Annotated in this window: 19 protein-coding genes, 2 tRNA genes and 1 rRNA gene; 13 read left to right on the plus strand and 9 right to left on the minus strand. The window is 42.7% G+C overall.

The window, feature by feature from the left end; all coding sequences use genetic code 11:
* The 7 genes from rrf to NJD71_RS00030 all read left to right on the plus strand — a co-directional run.
* A 5S ribosomal RNA gene (gene rrf / locus NJD71_RS00005) occupies positions 1–90 on the plus strand; the annotation flags it as partial.
* Positions 91–380: 290 nt separating this feature from the next.
* A complete protein-coding gene (locus NJD71_RS00010; protein ID WP_319049888.1) occupies positions 381–821 on the plus strand; it encodes a thiol-disulfide oxidoreductase DCC family protein in 441 nt (146 codons plus the stop codon).
* Positions 808–1,188: a DoxX-like family protein gene (locus NJD71_RS13960; protein ID WP_442967623.1), complete on the plus strand. Its 381-nt coding sequence runs from the start codon at positions 808–810 to the stop codon at positions 1,186–1,188. Before NJD71_RS00010 ends, NJD71_RS13960 begins: the two co-directional genes overlap by 14 nt.
* 125 nt (positions 1,189–1,313) lie before the next feature.
* Positions 1,314–1,793, plus strand: a complete 480-nt coding sequence (locus tag NJD71_RS00015) for a hypothetical protein (RefSeq protein ID WP_319049889.1) — start codon at positions 1,314–1,316, stop codon at positions 1,791–1,793.
* A gap of 230 nt (positions 1,794–2,023) precedes the next feature.
* Complete coding sequence (locus NJD71_RS00020) at positions 2,024–2,368, plus strand: nucleotide-binding protein (RefSeq protein ID WP_319049890.1); 345 nt, start codon at positions 2,024–2,026, stop codon at positions 2,366–2,368.
* A complete protein-coding gene (locus NJD71_RS00025; protein ID WP_319049891.1) occupies positions 2,369–2,875 on the plus strand; it encodes a hypothetical protein in 507 nt (168 codons plus the stop codon).
* Positions 2,876–2,957: 82 nt separating this feature from the next.
* On the plus strand, positions 2,958–3,956 hold the full coding sequence (locus tag NJD71_RS00030; RefSeq protein WP_319049892.1) for a hypothetical protein: 999 nt from the start codon (positions 2,958–2,960) through the stop codon (positions 3,954–3,956).
* A 23-nt stretch (positions 3,957–3,979) separates the two neighbouring features.
* Here the strand turns inward: NJD71_RS00030 and NJD71_RS00035 are convergent, their stop codons facing one another.
* A complete protein-coding gene (locus NJD71_RS00035; RefSeq protein WP_319049893.1) occupies positions 3,980–4,117 on the minus strand; it encodes a hypothetical protein in 138 nt (45 codons plus the stop codon).
* 205 nt (positions 4,118–4,322) lie between these two features.
* On the opposite strand from NJD71_RS00035, the gene NJD71_RS00040 reads away from it, so the two are divergent.
* The 3 genes from NJD71_RS00040 (at position 4,323) to NJD71_RS00050 (ending at position 5,969) form a co-directional block, all read left to right on the plus strand.
* Positions 4,323–4,736 carry an OsmC family protein gene (locus tag NJD71_RS00040; RefSeq protein ID WP_319049894.1) on the plus strand — a complete coding sequence of 138 codons (414 nt, stop codon included), beginning with the start codon at positions 4,323–4,325 and terminating at the stop codon, positions 4,734–4,736.
* 1 nt (position 4,737) lies between these two features.
* On the plus strand, positions 4,738–5,202 hold the full coding sequence (locus NJD71_RS00045) for a flavodoxin family protein (protein WP_319049895.1): 465 nt from the start codon (positions 4,738–4,740) through the stop codon (positions 5,200–5,202).
* Positions 5,203–5,309: 107 nt separating this feature from the next.
* Entirely contained in the window at positions 5,310–5,969 is a 660-nt protein-coding gene (locus tag NJD71_RS00050) for a DUF938 domain-containing protein (RefSeq protein ID WP_319049896.1), read from the plus strand.
* 100 nt (positions 5,970–6,069) lie between these two features.
* Here the strand turns inward: NJD71_RS00050 and NJD71_RS00055 are convergent, their stop codons facing one another.
* Positions 6,070–6,861 (minus strand): dienelactone hydrolase family protein, encoded by a 792-nt coding sequence (locus NJD71_RS00055; protein ID WP_319049897.1) that lies wholly within the window; start codon positions 6,859–6,861, stop codon positions 6,070–6,072.
* Between the two features lie 425 nt (positions 6,862–7,286).
* On the opposite strand from NJD71_RS00055, the gene NJD71_RS00060 reads away from it, so the two are divergent.
* Complete coding sequence (locus NJD71_RS00060; RefSeq protein ID WP_319049898.1) at positions 7,287–9,374, plus strand: catalase; 2,088 nt, start codon at positions 7,287–7,289, stop codon at positions 9,372–9,374.
* Positions 9,375–9,676: 302 nt separating this feature from the next.
* Positions 9,677–10,465 (plus strand): MBL fold metallo-hydrolase, encoded by a 789-nt coding sequence (locus NJD71_RS00065; protein WP_319049899.1) that lies wholly within the window; start codon positions 9,677–9,679, stop codon positions 10,463–10,465.
* 68 nt (positions 10,466–10,533) lie between these two features.
* On the opposite strand, the gene NJD71_RS00070 is transcribed toward NJD71_RS00065, so the two are convergent.
* From NJD71_RS00070 to leuS, 7 genes are all read right to left on the minus strand, one after another.
* Positions 10,534–10,609, minus strand: a tRNA-Lys gene (locus tag NJD71_RS00070).
* 198 nt (positions 10,610–10,807) lie between these two features.
* Positions 10,808–10,883 (minus strand) — tRNA-Lys (locus NJD71_RS00075).
* A gap of 195 nt (positions 10,884–11,078) precedes the next feature.
* Entirely contained in the window at positions 11,079–13,028 is a 1,950-nt protein-coding gene (locus tag NJD71_RS00080; protein ID WP_319050411.1) for a MacB family efflux pump subunit, read from the minus strand.
* A gap of 269 nt (positions 13,029–13,297) precedes the next feature.
* Complete coding sequence (locus tag NJD71_RS00085; protein WP_319049900.1) at positions 13,298–14,620, minus strand: efflux RND transporter periplasmic adaptor subunit; 1,323 nt, start codon at positions 14,618–14,620, stop codon at positions 13,298–13,300.
* Positions 14,621–14,949: 329 nt separating this feature from the next.
* Entirely contained in the window at positions 14,950–16,023 is a 1,074-nt protein-coding gene (locus tag NJD71_RS00090) for a DNA polymerase III subunit delta (RefSeq protein WP_319049901.1), read from the minus strand.
* Between the two features lie 184 nt (positions 16,024–16,207).
* A complete protein-coding gene (locus tag NJD71_RS00095; RefSeq protein ID WP_319049902.1) occupies positions 16,208–16,915 on the minus strand; it encodes an LPS-assembly lipoprotein LptE in 708 nt (235 codons plus the stop codon).
* Positions 16,916–16,965: 50 nt separating this feature from the next.
* On the minus strand, positions 16,966–19,665 hold the full coding sequence (leuS, locus tag NJD71_RS00100) for a leucine--tRNA ligase (RefSeq protein ID WP_319049903.1): 2,700 nt from the start codon (positions 19,663–19,665) through the stop codon (positions 16,966–16,968).
* 222 nt (positions 19,666–19,887) lie between these two features.
* Here leuS and NJD71_RS00105 point away from each other — a divergent pair, with 222 nt between their 5' ends.
* Positions 19,888–20,259 (plus strand): arsenate reductase, encoded by a 372-nt coding sequence (locus NJD71_RS00105; RefSeq protein WP_319049904.1) that lies wholly within the window; start codon positions 19,888–19,890, stop codon positions 20,257–20,259.
* The last annotated feature ends 114 nt before the right edge of the window (positions 20,260–20,373 follow it).

The following is a 20,373-nucleotide window of genomic DNA, read 5'->3' on the forward strand; positions in this document are numbered from 1 at the left end:
CCACCTGATCCCTTCCCGAACTCAGAAGTGAAACATCGTTGCGCCAATGGTAGTGTGGTTCGCCCATGTGAGAGTAGGTCATCGTCAGCTCTCTATTCTAAAGTAAAAGCCCCCTTTGCTAACGCAATGGGGGCTTTTCTTTGTTTGTCTTTTTTATCTTTAATATAGTCATTTCATTAGCTAATGCTATTCAATCACTTTCTCTATCTATATTTCGCATTATTACATCTCTTGTTTTTTGATTTTTTTTATTGATCCAATTTTAGCTATCTATTATTAGAAATTATCAGACTATACTCTACTTCTATATTTAGATTGTTGCTTATCCATATTAGTGTTAAATTCACTCAACAATAAGTGGTTATTTGAAAGAGTAAAAAATGAGTGCTGATAAACTCCCTCCCAATGTTGTTGTCTCAGATAAAGTCATTCTTTTCGATGGCGTTTGTAAGCTATGTAACGTATGGAGTAATTTTATCCTTAAGTATGATAGCAAGCAGACCTTCAAATTGTGCAGTGTGCAATCAGAAGAGGGCCAAGCAATACTGCTTTATTTTGGGCTACCTACTGACGCTTATGAAACCATGCTCTATGTAGAAGGTAACCAGTCCTTCCAAAAGAGTGATGCTTTTTTTCAAGTAATGTCAAAATTAGGTTATCCATGGAAAGGGGTTTGTATTTTTAAGATTATTCCAACACATATACGAGATTGGATGTATGACCGTATCGCATTGAATCGTTATCGTCTGTTTGGTAAATATGACTACTGTGCTCTACCATTGCCAGAGAATGAGGCACGTTTTTTGAATGCAAAAAGATAAGCTTGCTCATGTCTCGTTGATTAGTAGAGTGCTATTGGGATTTTTATTTATCTATCACGGTTTGGTTCCCAAAATATTATGGTTGAGTGCAGTCGAAGTACACTTGGTCTCGATTAGTGGTCTTGGTATATCTGCCAAGATAGCCTCACCATTAGCGGGTATTGGTGAGATAGTTTTGGGTTGTGCAATCATATTTCTCAATGAGTCCAACACTCCTGTGTATATAGCCGCGACTATTCTACTTTTGCTACTACTCTTTGTAGCTGTAGCAAGTCCAATGTATTTGATAGGTGCATTTAATCCCGTTACGACCAATATTCTAGGTCTGGGTTTTTGCTATTTGATTTTATTTATAGATAAGACATAAACACTAACCAGAATAGGTGCAAATTCATCCGAGATTTCATATGTTGAAAAGACATGTCAATATACAGCACACTTTGTATCCTATAATTTAGTCTAATTGAAGTAATACTATAAAAAGAGAATGAAATGAACATCGAGCAAGAATTTTCAGAGAAAGTTCAAGAACATCTACATGGACTCACCGCGAGTATAAAACCAGTTTTAAAAGAACTAATCGAATATGATTATCCAAAAGAAGTGATCAGTCTAGAGTTTGAAATATTTGCGGATGGTTTCACGCAAGGGTTCCCAGTCAGGGCTTTCTTTATGGATTCAGATGATTCTGAGCATTTCGTTTATATCAACGATGAGGCTCAATATCCTTCTCCTGTTGATCCAGAGTTGCTGGAGATAGAGCATGTCTACCCTTATGAGCTTGAAGAGAAATATACTAATCAGGATGAAGATTTTGACCCATGGAGTATCGCCATTGATGAGCTTATTCAGTGGTTTTCGGAGTGCTGGAGAGAGATGGGTGGAGAGTCGTTTCAGCTAAAAGCAAACATTATGCCTCATGATAATGATGTGGTGTATAACCTCGTAGACAGTAAGTGGGAAAAACGGTAGAAGTATAAGAAGGTAGAGGACATTATGCTACTAAAGGGAGGCCTAAAGAGATTGCTGAAGTAGTCTATTAGCGGGTTTAAGGTAAATCCTTTCTTTATCAAATTGAAAAGGAGATTGTCTTTATCTAAAGTTTGGCTTTCAAAAATACTCATGTTTTAAGAAGATGGTAGATCATACATTTTAGCATTAATACTATCTACAATTGTAAGTTAATAACCTTTTAGGAACTAATGAACTATGGAGATTATGAGTTGAGAAAACCACGATTATTTATTGCCTCCTCGGTTGAAAGTCTCCAAATTGCCGAGGCTGTTAATGCCAATCTTGATCATGACTTTGAAGTTACTATTTGGACAAATGGTGCTTTTAAACTATCGTCTTCAACGATTGAGGATTTAGTAGAAAAATCATCGACTGTAGATTTTGCTTTGTTTATCTTTGCACCTGACGATATTGTTACGATCAGAAACAGAAATGAACATGGGGTCAGAGATAACGTGATATTCGAAATGGGTTTGTTTGTTGGCGCAATTGGAAAATCTCGCTCTTTTATTCTAAAGCCACGTGGTGTATAAATGCACTTACCAACTGATTTATTAGGAGTAACTCCTGCAGACTTCGATGCGAACCGTTCTGATGAAGATTTAGTTTCTGCAACTAATAGAGCATGTTTTTTGATTAAATCTGAGGTAGAGAGATTAGAAATTATAAATTACGCTAGTCTTTCAGAATCTAGAGCAATTATTGCTAATCCTGTGAGCTATAATCTAAAGGAACAGGATTATAAGCTTTTAGCGTCTTGTCTCCAAAGTCGTATTGCTGATCCTATCGGTTTACCTTTTCATAGAATATTTAATAGTTTTCGTGAAACGAATGAAGCCGTTGTTCAACTATCACTAGTTAAATTGGAGCGTATGGGACTAATAAGTAAATCTATAGAGATGGATCATCAGGATGGTTACGATTTTTATGCTTATTCAATTACTGAGTTAGGTGTAGATGAGCTCTTGAAAAACGAAGATATTCTTCAAGCTAAAGTTTCTAAACTAGCAAATAATTTTAACAGCGATGTTCCGTTTTAAATTTAATAAAAGGTTGTTACTTATTCTTTTCCAGTGTATTCAAGATCAGTCATAAATTTCAATATATAAATAAGGTCATCTTTTGAGTTTATACAAGTATTCCTATAGCAATAGCAGAAATTATTTAAAAAATCCCACTGATCATTGGAAAATGATGAACTTTAAAGGGCAAGTATATGAAGCCTCTTTCGTTGAGTATATTGTTATCAATATCTGCAAATTTTCTGAAATAGGATTGAACGTTGTTGCAAAAGGGCCTTATGCCTCAAAAAACAGTAGTAAACATATAACTACAGGCTTCTACTGTGATTCGAAGGGGAGTATTTTATACAATAGTAATAAAATATCTCTTGCCGAATTTGACTGTATAGTGATAGGTGAAAGTGAAGTTTTTATTTACGAATGTACTTTATCCAATACTCCGACAAGCGTGAGCAAACTTAGAACAGAGGGTTATCGGAAAATAACTCTTTTAGAAAAACTATTTCCTCATAAAAAAGTAACTTGTATAGTGGTTAGTAACGAACTTAATATGATTACTGAATTTAAAAACATGGATGGGTTTGATGGACTACTCTATACCATGCCTTTAGTTGATCTTCCTAACCTAGCTAAGGAATCTAAACTAGGGAAGATAGCCAATAATAATAAAATGACGTCAACCGTAAGCTTAAATAATGATATGGTTATATTCGACTATATTCAGGAGTTTAATGCAATTAATCTGTCATTGCTCCGGTACAGCTCTTTTGCTTCAATTAGAGAAAGGTTACTATCTTATAACGGGTTATTTCCAAGGTTTTATTGGGGAAAATTGCGTGCTATTTACTTAGGAGAAGACTTTACTAAAGTAAGATCTGATTATGTGATAGTAGCTATTAATTTTTCAAATATAAATTCGCCGGTAATCAGATACTATTTTTTGGAGAATAAAAGCAATAAGGTATATGAGTGTTCTAAGCCCGACAAAGCACTCAATAAGATGAAATCTAGTAGAGCGGAAATTATCAAAATTAATGATAAAATTCCAGAAAAAACTATAGCTGAGTTAGAGATTCTAAAGAGAGAGATTTTAGAGTAATTTGGCAAAGTAGTAATTTTGATTCAAGACGAGTCACCCATCTCAACATCTTCTTCAAAATAAAATCCTAATTGCTCGTTTTTACGCAGTCGCATAAGCTCAATAAGCAGCTTACGTCCAGCGATAAACCTTAGTACCCCGCGTTGCTGCTCTGTCGTCATGTTATGCCATCGTTGGCGCTTGGCTTAACTGCCAAGCAACCAGAGTAATAGCCTTTTTTATTTATGTTGCAGGTACTAGTAATAATATCGAGCAATTGAATTAGTCTTAAATATGTTATTTTAAATAGTGCACTTAACTTTATAGTCGAAAAACAATATTCTATCGAGAACTAGTAGTCCGATAACAACTACCAAAGAGAACCCCATGACCACCTCAAAAGTAACCTATCAAGGTAATTTACGTACCCAAGCTATCCATTTACAGTCGAATAATCAAATCATCACGGATGCACCGACGGATAACCACGGTAAGGGCGAAGCGTTTTCTCCGACTGACTTGCTAGCGACCAGTTTGGGCAGTTGTATCTTAACGATCATTGGTATCAAAGCTGAAGCGATGGATATGGATATTTCAGGTACGACCGCAGAAGTTACCAAAGTCATGGCTGCCAAACCGAGGAGGGTAAGTGAAATACATGTAATAGTTAATTTTTCAAAAGCATTGGATGAAAGTACCTTAAAGCGATTTTATAAGACTGCATTGACCTGTCCGGTAAGCAATAGCTTGGATCCTGCCATTACTCAAAATTTAGTGTTTAATAATGGCACGGACGCTTAATATGCCTACTAAGACTCTCCTTATCGTTGCTCATGCACCATCGCCCAATACTCAGAAATTGGCGCAGGCGGCTTTTGACGGTGCTAATCATCCTGATATAGATATCACTGTTGTCTTAAAATCTCCGCAGGATACGCAGCCTGAAGATGTATTGACGGCGGATGCGTTACTGCTAGGCACAACTGAAAATCTAGCGTATATGGCAGGGCTGTCCAAAGACTTCTTTGATCGTTGCTACTATCCAGTGCTAGAAGAGAAGCAAGGTATGCCATTTGCGGTATATATACGAGCAGGGCATGACGGTACAGGTACCAAGCTTGCGCTAAAAACGATTACAACGGGGCTACGTTGGTCATGGATTCAAGAGGCGCTGATACTACAAGGTGATTGGCAAGACAGCTTTGCTGAGCAACTAGAAGAGCTTGCTATGACGCTGGCCGCTGGGGTAGAGGCAGGTATTTACTAGTTGTAAGTTGTTTGGTAGTCATTAGGTCAGTATTAGACAGTGCTTGTTAATCTACTACTATCAGCTATCAATACTGAGAGTATAATAAACGGTCTGGGAGGATAGTGATGCATGACGATAATATGAAAAGTGATCATCTCAATAACAAAGTAGATATTACTGCCTTGCCGTTTTCTCAAGCCTGTGAAAATAATAAACAACCTATTTTTGAAGTACTTCAAACAGAGCTACAAGGCTTTAGTCATGTATTAGAAGTTGGCTCTGGAACGGGACAACATAGCGTTTATTTTGCGCCTAACTTGCCTGAGATACAGTGGCAAACGAGTGATGTGATCAGTAATCATCGCCATATAGTCGCTTGGCACAACGCTTACCCTGCACCTAATTTATATTCGCCATTGGCATTTGATTTGAATACAGATGCGATACCTTTCAGTAGTCGTGCAGACAGCCCCTATGATGCGATATTCACTGCCAATACCTTGCATATTATCAGTTGGAGTTTAGTCGAGCGCTTATTTGCATTGGCTGGTGATGCGCTATCTGTTAATGGCAAGCTGATTGTATATGGTCCATTTAACGAGCATGGTACATATACCAGTGAAGGCAACCAACGATTTGATACGATGCTAAGAGCAGGCAACGCTAATAGCGGTATTCGGAATAAGGAAGACGTAGTCCATTTAGCAAATTCGCATCACTTAAAACTTATAAATACTTATACGATGCCCGCTAACAATCAGCTGTTGGTATTTCAAAAACATTGATAATAAATAACTGATGCTGTAAAAAAACACCTCAATAGATCGTTATCAGATCTTAATTGAGGTGTTTTTTTACGTCTACATATTTATTTGCGTAGCTATATTACTTATATTCTTCTGCCAAAAAGTCCAAGTAGCGTTTCCAAGAACGTTCGTCTGCACGAGCATCATATCTGTCGCTACCAAACACGCTAAATGCATGTGGCGCGCCACTGTATGTCACCATTTCATGCGGTATCTTAGCTGCTTCTAATGTCTTGCCTAAAGTGGCGAAGCTCTCTAGCGAGACTGATTGGTCGGCAGAGCCATGAAATACTAAAATCTCTCCAGTGGTGTTGTCATAGCTCTGACCTGTTGGTATCTCAAAGGCACCGTGGAAGGGTACAAAGGCTTTTTGCTCAAAGCCTGAGCGTGCTAGCTCTAACGCTACCGTACCACCAAAGCAATACCCCATAGTCGTGCCTTTACGCACATCATTACCTTGTAGTTGTCCTGCTGTTAATGCCCCTGCCAATATGCGGCGCATCTTGTTACGGTCATCGTATAGCTTTCCTGTTAAACGCTTGTTTTCTTCAACAGAGGTAGGACGAATGCCTTGCCCAAACATATCTGCTGCCAGTACGTTATAACCTTCAGCTGCCAACATGTCAGCGCGTTTGCGCTCATAGTCAGTTAAACCATCCCAATCATGAATCAGTAAGATAAAAGGCGCGTTAGCCTTATCTGCTTTGGCGTAATAACCTTCGTAAGTTTGGTTCTCCACTGTATAAGTAACATTTTTGGTGGTGATAGCAGCAGCCGTTTGACTGACTGTTAATGCCATCAAACCCATTGACGCACCCATTAATAACGAGCGATAAGGTTTTTTGGATGCAGAGCTGAAAGTTTGTAACATGGTAGGTGGCCTTATAGTTATATAAATTAGTCATATGAAAAGATAAATATAAGGCTAAAACTATGCCAATGTATTTATCGATTGTCTCTAATACTCTCCAAAAGCATACCTGAAACAATAACTATATTACAAGATTCTATTGTTAACGTTGATGCACCGCTAAGATAGCTCAAAAGTACGAATTTATGATGACTGTAAACCTTAACCAAACATCAACAAGGTTCACCACCTATGCAACTTAATTTTTGGGTACTATAAGCCGTATGCCTTTTATTCTTTTATGTTTTTTGATAATTGGTCATGCAAAACACAGAGAAATAACCGACATATGAAGTCACTATTATCTCAAAGGAATCAGCACCCTTTGTAAACCTATTTCTAATGGTCCTATAAGAGACCATTTTACTTATTAGCTAGGATTTTTTATGAATAAGAATATCGATCATACCGACCCAGCAAAGGACATGAACACTGAGCGCGGTAATGGAGGGGAAACCCATCAACGTGCAGGCGACGACACCAAGGTTTTGACCACTCAACAAGGCGTGGCTATTGGTGACAATCAAAACTCGCTAAAAGCAGGCGAGCGCGGTCCTACTTTGTTAGAAGATTTTGTACTGCGTGAGAAAATCAACCATTTTGACCATGAGCGTATACCTGAGCGTATCGTCCATGCACGCGGTAGTGCCGCCCATGGTTACTTTGAGCTGACTGAATCGTTAGAAGAGTATACGACTGCCAAAATCTTGACAGAAACTGGCAAGCAAACCCCATTGTTTACTCGTTTTTCGACGGTGGCTGGTAATAAAGGCTCAAAAGATACGCCACGTGATGTACGCGGGTTCTCTGTAAAAGTATACACAGAAGAAGGTAACTGGGATATCGTTGGTAACAACATGCCAATCTTCTTTATCCAAGATGCTATCAAATTTCCAGATTTGATTCACGCCGTAAAACCTGAACCAGATCGCGGTTTCCCGCAAGCAGCATCTGCTCATGATACGTTTTGGGATTTTGTCTCGTTGAGCCCTGAAACCATGCACAATCTGATTTGGCTTATGAGTGATCGCGGACTACCACGCAGCCTACGCATGATGGAAGGTTTTGGTATTCATAGCTATCGCTTGATCAATAAAGAAGGTAAGAGCACGTTTGTACGTTTCCATTGGAAGCCAGTACTGGGCGTGCAGTCGACCACATGGGACGAAGCTGTAAAAATCTCTGGCGCAGATCCTGATTATCATCGCCGTGATTTGTTCGAGTCTATCGACAATGAGATGTATCCTGAATGGGAATTTGGGGTGCAGTTGTTCACGGAAGAAGAAGCAAACAACTTCCCGTTCGATCATCTAGATGCGACCAAGCTTATTCCTGAAGAAACCGTACCTGTAAAGATCATCGGTAAAATGGTTTTGAATCGTAATGTAGATAATTTCTTTGCAGAGACAGAACAAGTCGCATTCTGCCCATCACATGTCGTGCCAGGTATTGATTATAGTAACGATCCACTATTGCAAGGGCGTCTGTTCAGTTACTTAGATACGCAGCTATCACGCTTGGGATCACCGAACTTTGCGCAGATTCCAATCAATGCACCAAAATGTCCGTTTGCTAATAATCAGCAAGATGGTCATATGCAAATGCAAGTGCCTAAAACGCGTGTTATGTACGAGCCACAAAGCCTGGATCCAACACGTCCACGTGAAAGCGTTAAACGCGGATTTGAATCGTTCCATGAACGGTTGGACGATGGTGTAAAAGGTCGCGTAAGAGCAGAGAGTTTTGCAGATCATTATAGTCAACCACGTATGTTCTATCGCAGCCAGACAGCGACAGGACAAGCACATATTGCCTCTGCGTATGCGTTTGAGCTGGGCAAAGTAGATACCGCGCATGTACGTACTCGTACCCTTAGCCATCTGCGTCACATCGATGAAGATTTAGCCAATCGTGTGGCCACAGCGCTAGGTATGGATCTACCAGAGCCTGCAGATGCTGCGGCACCTGTACAAGACTTAGGTACTTCTGAGGCTGTTCAGACTATCGGTATCAGTCCTAAGAGTCTAAAAGGACGTTTGGTTGGTATTTTAGTTGCTGAAGGTTCTAGCCATAGCGAAGTTGCGAAGTTTGAAAAGGCGGCTGTCGACGCTGGCGCTAGTGTCAAGATCGTTGCTCCTAACAAAGAAGTGACGTTAGACGATGGCACGAAGATCCAAACTGACGAGCGTTTGGCTGGTGCTCCTTCTGTACTCTTTGATGCCATTGTCAGTATTATAATGCATCCACCAGCTAAGAAATTGGCAATGGATAGCGCGGCGTTAGACTGGTTCAATGATGCTTATGCACATTGTAAAGCGATTGCTTATTGCCCTGCAACCGAAGAGCATATTCTGAGCAAGTTGCCTATCGAAAAAGATGCATTTGTGACGCCGCTTGATAATGTAAATGGTTTTATCGAAAACGCTAAAACTCGTCTATGGGAGCGTGAGCCAAAGGTACGCGACCTCGCGTAATTATATATAGCGCACTGGGCACGTCTCAATAAAGGTAGTGTAAGCTATTATTTGAACCATACCTAAAGCGCTATAGAACAGTCATATTGAATGTCGTCTCAAACCCAGTCAAAGTGCTGGGTTTTTGCTTTTTGCATTTAGGGTTACGATTGACAAGGCCATTTTTGCTTAGCTATTTATAGGCGTTTTTATAGTCACAAGCGTTCACTCAAAGGCATTTTATTTGGAGTGGTGGGCGCTATACTAAATAAGGTTTACGATATACAAACTTATAAGAATAATGAATGCGCTAGGGAATGCCAATGAGTCTATGCAAAATTATACGTTTAGAGGGGTACATCCAAAGTACTTATCTTGCGGTGTATCCAGATAAAATCATGCTACTAGATGGTGGCTGCCGTGCGGACGTACCGATGGTGCTTGATTACATCAAAACGATCTTGAAGCGACCCATAACTGATCTAAAGGTAGTGGTGGTCACGCACATGCATCCTGATCATGCTGGCGGTGCACGTAAGTTTCGGCAAAAGACCGGTTGCCTCATCGTCTCATCTGACAAAAAAGGTCAGTGGTACGGCGGTATTGGGGGACGCGCGATGCACTTCGTAGATATACATCTGGGATACTACGTGGCCAGACGTCAAGGACGCCAATTTAAAAACCTATACTACTCTGCAAGTCTCAAACCAGATATAACGGTTACAGATGGCGATCTGGTCCCGGAGTTTGATGAGTGGCAGGTATTGGAGACGCCGGGGCATACCGATCGTGATTTGTCGTTGTTTCATCTGCCCAGTCGCCAAGTATATACGGCTGACTTAATAATCAAATTGCGCCATAAGTTCGTAGCACCTTTTCCTGTCTACAGCCCTGTAGACTATGTGCAGTCACTAAAGAAAATAAAAGCATTGAAGCCGTCAATGGTGCTTATGGCGCATGGTCGAGAGTTGGCGATGAGTACAGCAGAGTTTGATGCCTTTATTGCTCAAGCGCCTAAACATCCACGTACCATCAAAGACACGATCAAGCACAAACTACTGTGGCGCAGAAAGGATAAGTCTCGACTTTTTAAGCGTAAATCAGACAAGTGATTGTAGATAGATAAAAGCGCAGACAAAAAAAGCCCAGTTACTATTATAGTAACTGGGCTTCCTAAATATGGTGGGCTGTCCGCGACTCGAACGCGGGACCAATTGATTAAAAGTCAACTGCTCTACCAACTGAGCTAACAGCCCTGAGTAAGGATTAAATGAAGTTTTGCCTCATCTGAGCGCAAGAGAATTTATATTGTCGTAAATTCTAAAAACACTATATCCAAACTAGGTTTGCATTTTACTGCAATTAAAAATTCTAACTAAAGAAATTTCTAAAACTTACCTTTATTGACCTACTGCCGGATAGGGCAGAACGATCAATAAAGATTAAACTAAATATGGTGGGCTGTCCGCGACTCGAACGCGGGACCAATTGATTAAAAGTCAACTGCTCTACCAACTGAGCTAACAGCCCTAACGTTTAAAGTGTTTGTATCCCTAAACGTGAGAGCACATTATATATATTATTATGACAATTACAACCCCGAACCATAAAAAAAGTGTAAATCTCTTATAAAATTGTTCATTTATTTAAGTTTCTTTAGATTTTTGGCGCTATATCGGTATTGATACGCTTTAGACATGGCTAAAACATATCAATAAGTGGTAATTAGTCTCGAGATAGTGCTTCCACTGGGTCTAATTTGGCTGCATTGCGAGCTGGCAAGAAGCCAAAAACAACACCAATCAGGGTAGAGCAAACGAAAGCGGCAATAATCGAGGTCGGTGAGTAAATGACTTTAAAGTTGTCACCGCCGACACTATTGATCAATTCACCAATGGCAAAGGCCAGTCCGATACCAATGAGACCGCCTAAAATACAGACCAACACCGCTTCAATCAAAAACTGCTGCATGATATCGCTCTGACGCGCACCGACCGCCATGCGTACGCCAATCTCATTGGTACGCTCAGTGACAGAAACCAGCATGATATTCATCACCCCGATACCGCCAACTATCAATGAGATGACTGCCACGGACGAAATCAATAAAGTCATCGTGCCTGTCGTCGACTCAATAGTCTGACGAATAGAGTCAGAATTTCGTATTTGAAAATCATCTTTGCCATGGCGACTCTCTATGAGATCAGAGATGGCAGTCTCGGCGGCGCTCGAAGAAATGCTATCGTCTAACAAAGCCACAAAGCGGTCGATATTGGTACTACCAGTAATACGAGACATGACGGTGGTATAGGGCATGTATATGGTAGGTGTGGTGACATCTGGACCAAAACCACCATCACTTTCTTCAAGTACTCCAATCACGCGACCTGGCACACTACCAATCAAAATCACTTCACCGATAGGATTGTCAGCATCAGAGAAAAAGGTTTGCTTGGCATTGTCATCAATAATGATATCTTGGCTACGTAAGTTGATGCTCTTTGCATCAAACCCTTGACCCAATGCCAATGTCTCACCAGTGACCTCTAGATAGTCTTTACCAACGCCGTTGACGGTAGCGTCCTCTTGTACACTACGATAGCGCACACTAGAGCTTGCATTGACTTGTGGACTGACGCTGATGATATAAGGCTGATTGCCCACAGCTTGGGCGTCCTCCGGTGTGAGATTATCATCATTATAACGTCGTCTAGGATCGCCTCTAGGGTAGCCGTCATTGACAGTGATAGTGTTAGTACCAAGAGAGCTGATATTAGCCAGTATTTGCTGCTGAGAGCCTTGCCCGAGACCAACGATAGAGACTACTGCTGCGATACCGATAATGATACCCAGCATGGTCAATAGGGTACGCATTTTGTGCGCGCGCATAGCCAGCAAGGACATCTTGAAGGCTTCAAGCAGGCGATCGACAAAACTACCAAACGCGCTTTTGCGATGACCACCCAAAATAGACTCTGGTTGTTTCTGTGTGTGCTTATAATGCTCTGTCTTATAATCAGCAATAACATAACCGTCTTTAAGCTCAATTACTCGCTCAGCTTGAGCTGCAAGCTTGGGGTCATGAGTCACCATGATGATGGTATGACCCTGTGCGCTCAGATCATGCAATATCGCCATCACATCTTCGCCGGATTTGCTATCCAAGGCACCAGTTGGCTCATCTGCCAAGATAACGTCACCACCGTTCATCAACGCGCGCGCGACAGAAACACGCTGCTGCTGGCCACCTGAGAGCTGATTGGGGCGGTTATTAACTTTGTTACCCAGTCCCAAGTCTGTGAGTAGCTTTTCGGCGCGGTTGGTACGTGCCTCAGTATCCATGCCTGCATAAACAGCAGGAACGGCAACGTTATCCTTGGCGCTGATATCACCAAGCAGATGATAACGCTGAAAAATAAAGCCAAAATGCTCACGGCGTAGTTCTGCTAACTGATCAGCGTCCAGCTTGCTTGCTGACTGACCATATATTTTATAATCCCCTGCCGTTGCTTGATCCAAACAGCCCAATATATTCATTAGCGTCGACTTACCGGAGCCGGACTGCCCAATGATAGCGACCATCTCGCCTTGATTGATCGTCAGATTGATATCGTGCAAGACTCTAATGGTCTGCTCGCCAGCAGGAAACTCTCGGATGATACCAGACAGCTGCATAATTGGCTTATCAGCATGTGTGTCATTGTTGTCTAGTCCTACTTCTGCTGGGCTTGATCCTACCGAGTCTGCTTCTGATGGGCTGGGTGACCCATCGACCGATTCATACGACTCATACGACTCTGAGTCTTTATGCGGGTGACCGTCAGGCGATGGTTTAGAAGAGTGAGGTATAGTCATAGCAATGTCTTCAATAGAGGGTAGTCAGTGTCGCAGTACAGGGCTCTTTTGCTTGAGCCCTATATCAATCAACAGGTATAAAGCACAAGTTACATTCGCGGTCCACCAGGTACGCGGCCGCCTGAGTTATTAGCACTTTCTTCACTGATGATGACTTCTTCGCCTTCTTTCAAACCACTTAAGATTTGTGCATTTACTCGGTTATCAATACCGACTTCTACAGTACGCTCTTCTACAGTTCCGTCATCTTTTAGTACCCGTACAAATTTACCGGTGGCTGCACTACCTTTTTCTTTGCCTTTAGAACGCTTTTCTTGTATCACTGTTGACGGTACTAAAAGCGCGTTTTTGGCTTCATTGACAATGATATAAATCTGCGCGGTCATATCAATACGAAATAAACGGTCAGGGTTTGGAACCTCTACATAGCCAACATAGTAAATCGCAGCATCCGTTGAGCTGGTGTCACTGATTTGCTCAGGAGCTGGTTCAATCGCAGTCAAAGTTGCATCATATTGCTGATCTGGATTGCCGATAATATTGAAATAGGCAGGCATGCCAGCACTGACGTTAATAACATCGGCTTCAGAGATTTGCGCATTGATACGTACTGTCGATAGATCAGCAAGCGTTACTAAGGTTGGCGCCGTTTGATTGGCATTAACGGTAGTGCCTTGTTCTGTTGTGATGGAGACTACCGTACCTGATATCGGTGCACGGATGGTGGTATAGCTGAGATCTTCTTCTGCCGTACTGACATTGGTACGTGATTTACGTAGCGCTGCTTGTTGACTGTTGATGTTTGCGGCTGTCGTTGCAATGGCTGCCTTTGCGGTGTCGATAGCCGCACGTGCATTGGCAACGGCTGCCTTTGCGGTCTCGACACTGGTCGCTTGGGTGTCATATTCTTGCTGTGAGATCGCGTCAATAGCGACCAAACCTTGCAAGCGCGCAAAATCAGACTGTGCTTGCTTGAGCTCAGACTGACGGCTGGCAAGATCGGCATACGCGCTTTTTAGTGCTGCTTGTTTGCTGAGCGCTTCTGCTTGCGCGCTTTGCAATGCTGCTTCGCTCTGCTCGAGGCTGGCCTGCTCATTGCTCAGGCTATTTTTTTGGGTGACCTGGTCAATTTGGGCGATCAAATCGCCTTGCTTTACCTCATCGCCCACTTCAACGTACAGACGTTTTACTTCACCAGATACTTGCGCCCCTACATCGACAGTATTTAAGGCTTTGACCTTGCCTGAAGCCATGACGTTATTTTCAATATCGCCAATCTCAGCCGTCGCAGTCAGGTAGTTAGGGGTGGTTTCTTCTGGTTTTAAGAAGGTATAGGCTAAAGCCCCTAGAGCTATGACGACTAAGGCGATAACACCCCATTTGATAGCAGACTTTTTGCTCATTTTGCGCATGACAACAATCCAATCACAGTTAAATCAAGTTTAGACATAGTAGAGGCTTCATGTGCAAAAGGGAATGGTAATTAGTTTACGAAAGGTTAAGGTAGATATCGTGGAGATAACATGACAGTAAGTGAATGACTAGGAAGGTATGGATATTAGATGGGTAACACTTGAGGAAGATAGCGTGCTGTAGATGGAGGAGTTAGTACAGCTATCTCTATAAAAAAGGTAATAGAAAGTGATTTTTGATGACTATGACTATGATTACGAGTAGAGGTAGAAGTACAGATACAGGCTTGATGGTTGGAGGTTTGACGACTAAATATTATTTAAGGATATCAGCGCATTGCAAATAAGCGTTTACCTGCCAATTCTAACGCTGCTTGCAATAGCAGCTCCCATGCTGGCTGGCGAACAAGGCCTTTGATAGCTTGGTCGCAGCGATAAAGTAGAGCTGGCCATTCAGCCGTTTGGGATTGTGTTTGACGACGGCAGGCTTGCTGGTACAGCCCCTGCTTACTACGCCAAATACCAAGCGCCTGAGGATCTTGTCCATCCATCAGCTGTATGATCTGGCGCATGTCTTTGCTGATTGCCCAAAGCACCAAGGTAGTCGGCTCATCGGTTGCCTTTAGCTGAAATATGATTTTGGCAACTTGCGTGCTATTGCCCGCGAGCATAGCATCAGACAAATCAAATACACTAAATTGCGCATCACTGACTAAAGCGGCTTGTAGGTCTTTAATGTCCAAGGCCACATTGTTCGTCGGTTGTGGAGCATTGCTCGGTGGTTCGCTATCTTCATTATTAGCAGCTAATTGCGGTGCAAACAGATATGACAGTCGCCATAGCGTCTGATAAGCACTCAATAGATGATGCTCAGTATGAGACATCAGGAGTTGCCACGCTTCTTGTGACAGTCGTAACCCAAAATTTTGCGCCTGTATCTGTAGTAACTGCTGACGCTGCTGCTCATTGTATAAATTGCAGTCAATGACAGTGCCATATTTTGCAAAAGGAGCAAACCATTTACTGCTCTGGCTACGTTTGTCTTGCTTGGGTGTCAGCCACAACAAACTATGACTACCTGCGTTTGTCTGCGCTTCAACGGCAAAGCGTTCTAGCTCAGCAAGGACGGCTTTATCAGGCTTGTGATTACCTGTCACGATCAAAGCACTAGCATCATCGAATAGAGATTGGCTACCAAGCTCTGATAGTACTTCTTGCCAGCTTTTGACGGATATCAGCTCGATACGTTTTATGGCGTAGTTTTGCGCGCGCCAATGCGGACGAAGCGCATCAATCAGCCATTGACTGAGTAATGGCTCATCACCATGCGCCAGCCACAAGCCCGTTACCACAACTGAAGGTTGCAGTAGTTTTGGATAAGCTTGTATAAAAGTATCTTGCATAGAATGGTAGGACACAGGTTGGTAAGCAGGTGATAGTATTTGCAATAATGCAGTAATATAATGAGCGCTGTCGAACTTGTTTAGCTGAATAACTGGCTAATTAACTAAGTATAGTACGTACGCTCGTTATTTTTTATTCAAATGGCTGCAAATGGTATGGCTTAATAATAGTATTGATTAAAGGCTACTTCTCGGGTACGACAACAACCGTCGGAGTTACGCCTTTACTTGTTAATACAGATTGCTTGGTAGTAGATTCGACTTTTGGTAAAGAGATCGCCACGTATTGATCGGTAATACGGCGCGCTAAGCTGTCATAGAGCCAATCACGAATCTGATCGCCTTGCTGGTCATCGGTACTGACAGAGGCTTCATTGTACTGGTAGCTGCGCTCGACTTGAATCGGATTGGTAAGGGTGACTGGCTTGCCGTTCTCAATCGTTTGGTAGCTGACATCTGCTGAGAGTACCAAACGAATCTCTGTCAATACACCAACCAATTCATAACGTTTAAAACGTATGTTTCGGATATCGATCGCTGCAATCGTTTTAGTACCTGCTTGCTGATTACTACGAACCACATCGTCGACGCTCATATTATCAATGACGTCGACCCCCAACGTCGTTAGGCGACGGGTCAATGGTAATTTTAGAGGAAATGAGGTGCGATTGTCTTCGATAATGACGGCTGTTTTGCTTGCATTGAGTAGCATCGGTGTGTCATAACCGCGCAGCTGAAAACCGCAGCCACTTAGACTCGCAGCTGCACCTACTATGGCAAACATAGGCAATGCTGCAAGTACTGCTGTCGCAAGCTTACGTCCACCAAATGGTTTTGTAGCAATGTACTGTGCACTTGGTTGTGACTGCTCAGCTCGATGTTTATATGACATAAACGCTATCCTCATATGATAAAAAGGCTTAGAACACTAAGCCTAGGCGACTAGCCTACAACCACGATATTAACCAGCTTATTAGGAACAACGATTTCTTTTTTGATCTCGCCTGTGATGAATTTTGCCACGCTATCCATCGTTCGAGCCTGTGCTTTTAATTGCTCAGGATCGCTATTGGGTGCGACATCCATCTTACCGCGCATTTTACCATTGACCTGCACGATCATCGTAATCGTATCTTGTACCAGCGCGCTGTCATCAACAGTTGGGTAGTCTAGAGTCAAAGTGTCAAGACCTAGCTGCTCAAGCAAATGCTCACCAACATGCGGCGCATAAACAGACAGCATAATCAGAAGGTTGGTCAGCGCTTCATGCTTAACGTGTAGCTCTTGCTCGCTACTGGCGTTAAAAGCCGTCAATTCATTAGCAAGTTCCATCAAGCTTGAGACTGGGGTGTTGAGTGCCAAACGATTACCCAAATCACTATCAATCTTAGCGATGGTTTCGTGCGTTTTACGGCGTAAGTTCTTGGCTTCTTTGCTCAGTCCCTCTGTGCTTAAGGTCGCACTATTAAGCGTATCAATACTGATGCCAGCTGTTGTTAGCGCTTGTATATGGTCGTTAGCAATACGCCATACTTTTTTCACAAAGTTATAAGGGCCTTTTAACGCATCATCTGACCATTCAAGCGTCTGGTCTGCAGGTGCGGTAAATAGCGTATATAAACGAACCGTATCAGCACCATATTTATCAATGGTGATTTGCGGGTCGACGCCATTGTTCTTCGACTTAGACATTTTTTCGATTTTGCCAATCGTGACTGGTTGACCATCTAACTTCAAGATGGCTTTAATCGGCTGACCACGTTCATTGAAGTCAATATCGATGTCTTCTGCAAAGTAATAAGTGGTACTGCCATCTGCATTGACGCGGTAGAACGTACCAGCGAGTACCATGCCTTGCGTCATTAGATTAGCGAACGGTTCGTCACCAGTGACTAAGTTTTCATCACGCATGAGCTTGTGGAAGAAACGAGCATATAGTAGATGCATCACCGCATGTTCGACACCGCCCACGTATTGATCGACAGGCAGCCATTTATTGGCAGCAGACTTGTTGACCATGTTTTGCGCATCCGTTGGGCTAGCAAAGCGCGCGTAATACCAGCTTGATTCTACGAATGTGTCAAAGGTATCCGTCTCACGTTCAGCAGGGTTGCCACACTTAGGACACGTGGTGTTCACAAACTCTGGGATATTTTTGAGTGGGTTACCGCGACCATCAGGCACAACATCAGTCGGCAGCACAACAGGCAAGTCTTGCTCTTCAACAGGCACCGTACCACAATGCTCACAGTTGATCATTGGGATAGGGCAACCCCAATAACGCTGGCGAGACACGCCCCAATCCCGCAAGCGATATTGGATTTTTTTCTTGGCAAGCTCTTTTGGTTCAAGCTTGCTCAGCATTGCTTCAAACGCTTGCTCAAAATCTAAACCATCAAACTCACCTGAGTTAACCAAAGTATTGCGCTCGGTATAGACAAGATTGACCTCAGTATTAACATCAGTCTCGTTTGCTTTAGCATCCGCCTTAGCGTCGTCAAAATAGCCATCAGGCGTATGGATAACTTGCTTAATCGGTAGGTTGTACTTCACTGCAAACTCGTAATCGCGCTCATCATGAGCTGGTACTGCCATGACCGCACCTGAGCCATAGCTCATCAACACATAGTTAGCGACCCACACAGGCACTTCTTCGCCAGTCAGCGGATGCGTCACAGTCAGGCCAGTATCCATACCGATTTTTTCAGCTTTGGCGAGATCAGCCTCAGCCACTGAGCCTTTTTTGCAAAGGGCACAGAACTGAGCGATTATCTCATCATTTTCAGCAGCGTACTGTGCGAGTGGATGCTCTGCTGCAACGGCGACATAAGTCACGCCCATTAAGGTATCAGGACGAGTTGTGAACACATCTAAGGTGTTTTCTTCACCAGCAAGCTCATAAGGGAAGTGAACTTCCATACCGGCACTACGCCCAATCCAGTTGCGCTGCATGGTCAATACTTCAGAGGGCCAATGGCCTTCTAGCTGATCCAAATCATCCAATAGCTCATCGGCATAGTCAGTGATGTTGAAGTAATACATCGGGATGTCACGTTTTTCCACTGCCGCGCCACTACGCCAGCCTTTACCGTCGATGACTTGCTCGTTTGCCAAGACAGTGTTATCCACTGGATCCCAGTTAACTGTCGATAGCTTTTTATACACTAAGCCTTTTTTGTACAACTGCAAGAACAACCATTGTTCCCACTGATAATACTCAGGGCTACAAGTGGCAAACTCGCGTGACCAGTCAATAGACAGGCCAAGTAATTTAAGCTGGGCGCGCATGTTGTCGATATTGGCAAATGTCCATGCAGCAGGCGGGGTTTGATTGGCAATTGCTGCGTTTTCAGCTGGCAAGCCAAAACCATCCCAGCCCATTGGTTGCATGACTTCATAGCCTTTTAGACGATAATAACGGCTCAGTACGTCAGAAATCGTATAGTTACGTACATGACCCATGTGTAGCTTGCCGCTTGGGTAAGGGAACATCGACAGCATGTAACGGCTTGGTTTGTCGCTTGGCTCATTGCTGACTTCAAAGCGCTTATCAGTGGCCCATTTGGTTTGCTGTGCGGCTTCTATCGCTTGCGGGTTGTAATAATGGTTATCGGTTTGGTCTGCTGTCACGGCATTGCTCATAGTCGGCTCGAAATTGGTTGATACTGATTTATTTAATACGGATTAAAATAGGTGGAATTTGACAATGCCATAGCATAGCGTAATTTGGCAAAAATTGCGACGATATGATGCATTCACTAACAAGGTTTGTGGATTGACCGTGAGGTATTTTCTATATCCAGTCAGCCTTCGGTATAATAGGAACATTCACAGGCATTTATGGGCAAATAATAAGGACTCGCAATGACTATCACTATTTACGGAATCAAATCATGCAGCACAATGAAAAAGGCGTTCAATAAGCTAGATGAGTTAGGCGTTAGCTATGAGTTTCACGACTATAAAAAACAAGGTATCAATAAAGAAGCAGTACAGCGCTGGGTAAATGAGTTGGGTATTGATAAAGTACTCAATAAACGCGGCACGACATGGCGAAAGCTAGACGACAGTCAAAAGCAAGCGGCTGATGCCAGCGTGGACGCCGCGATAGATTTACTCGTGGAAAATACCAGCATGATTAAACGCCCGATTGTAGAAGGTCAGCTGGCAGATAAAAATCAAGAAGTATTGCTGTGCGGTTTTAATGAAGCGGAGTTTGATAAGGCTTTTTCGTAGAGAGGTGACTTCCTGATTATTCTACATGACCAGCTTTCAAGAATTTCCACTCTAAAAGCCTAAAAGTTTAAAAAACCTAAAAGAGCCCGAGCTAGTGCAAAGCTCGGGCTCTTT

This window comes from Psychrobacter sp. PP-21, from assembly GCF_033790785.1.
In the GTDB taxonomy this organism is placed as follows: Bacteria; Pseudomonadota; Gammaproteobacteria; order Pseudomonadales; family Moraxellaceae; genus Psychrobacter.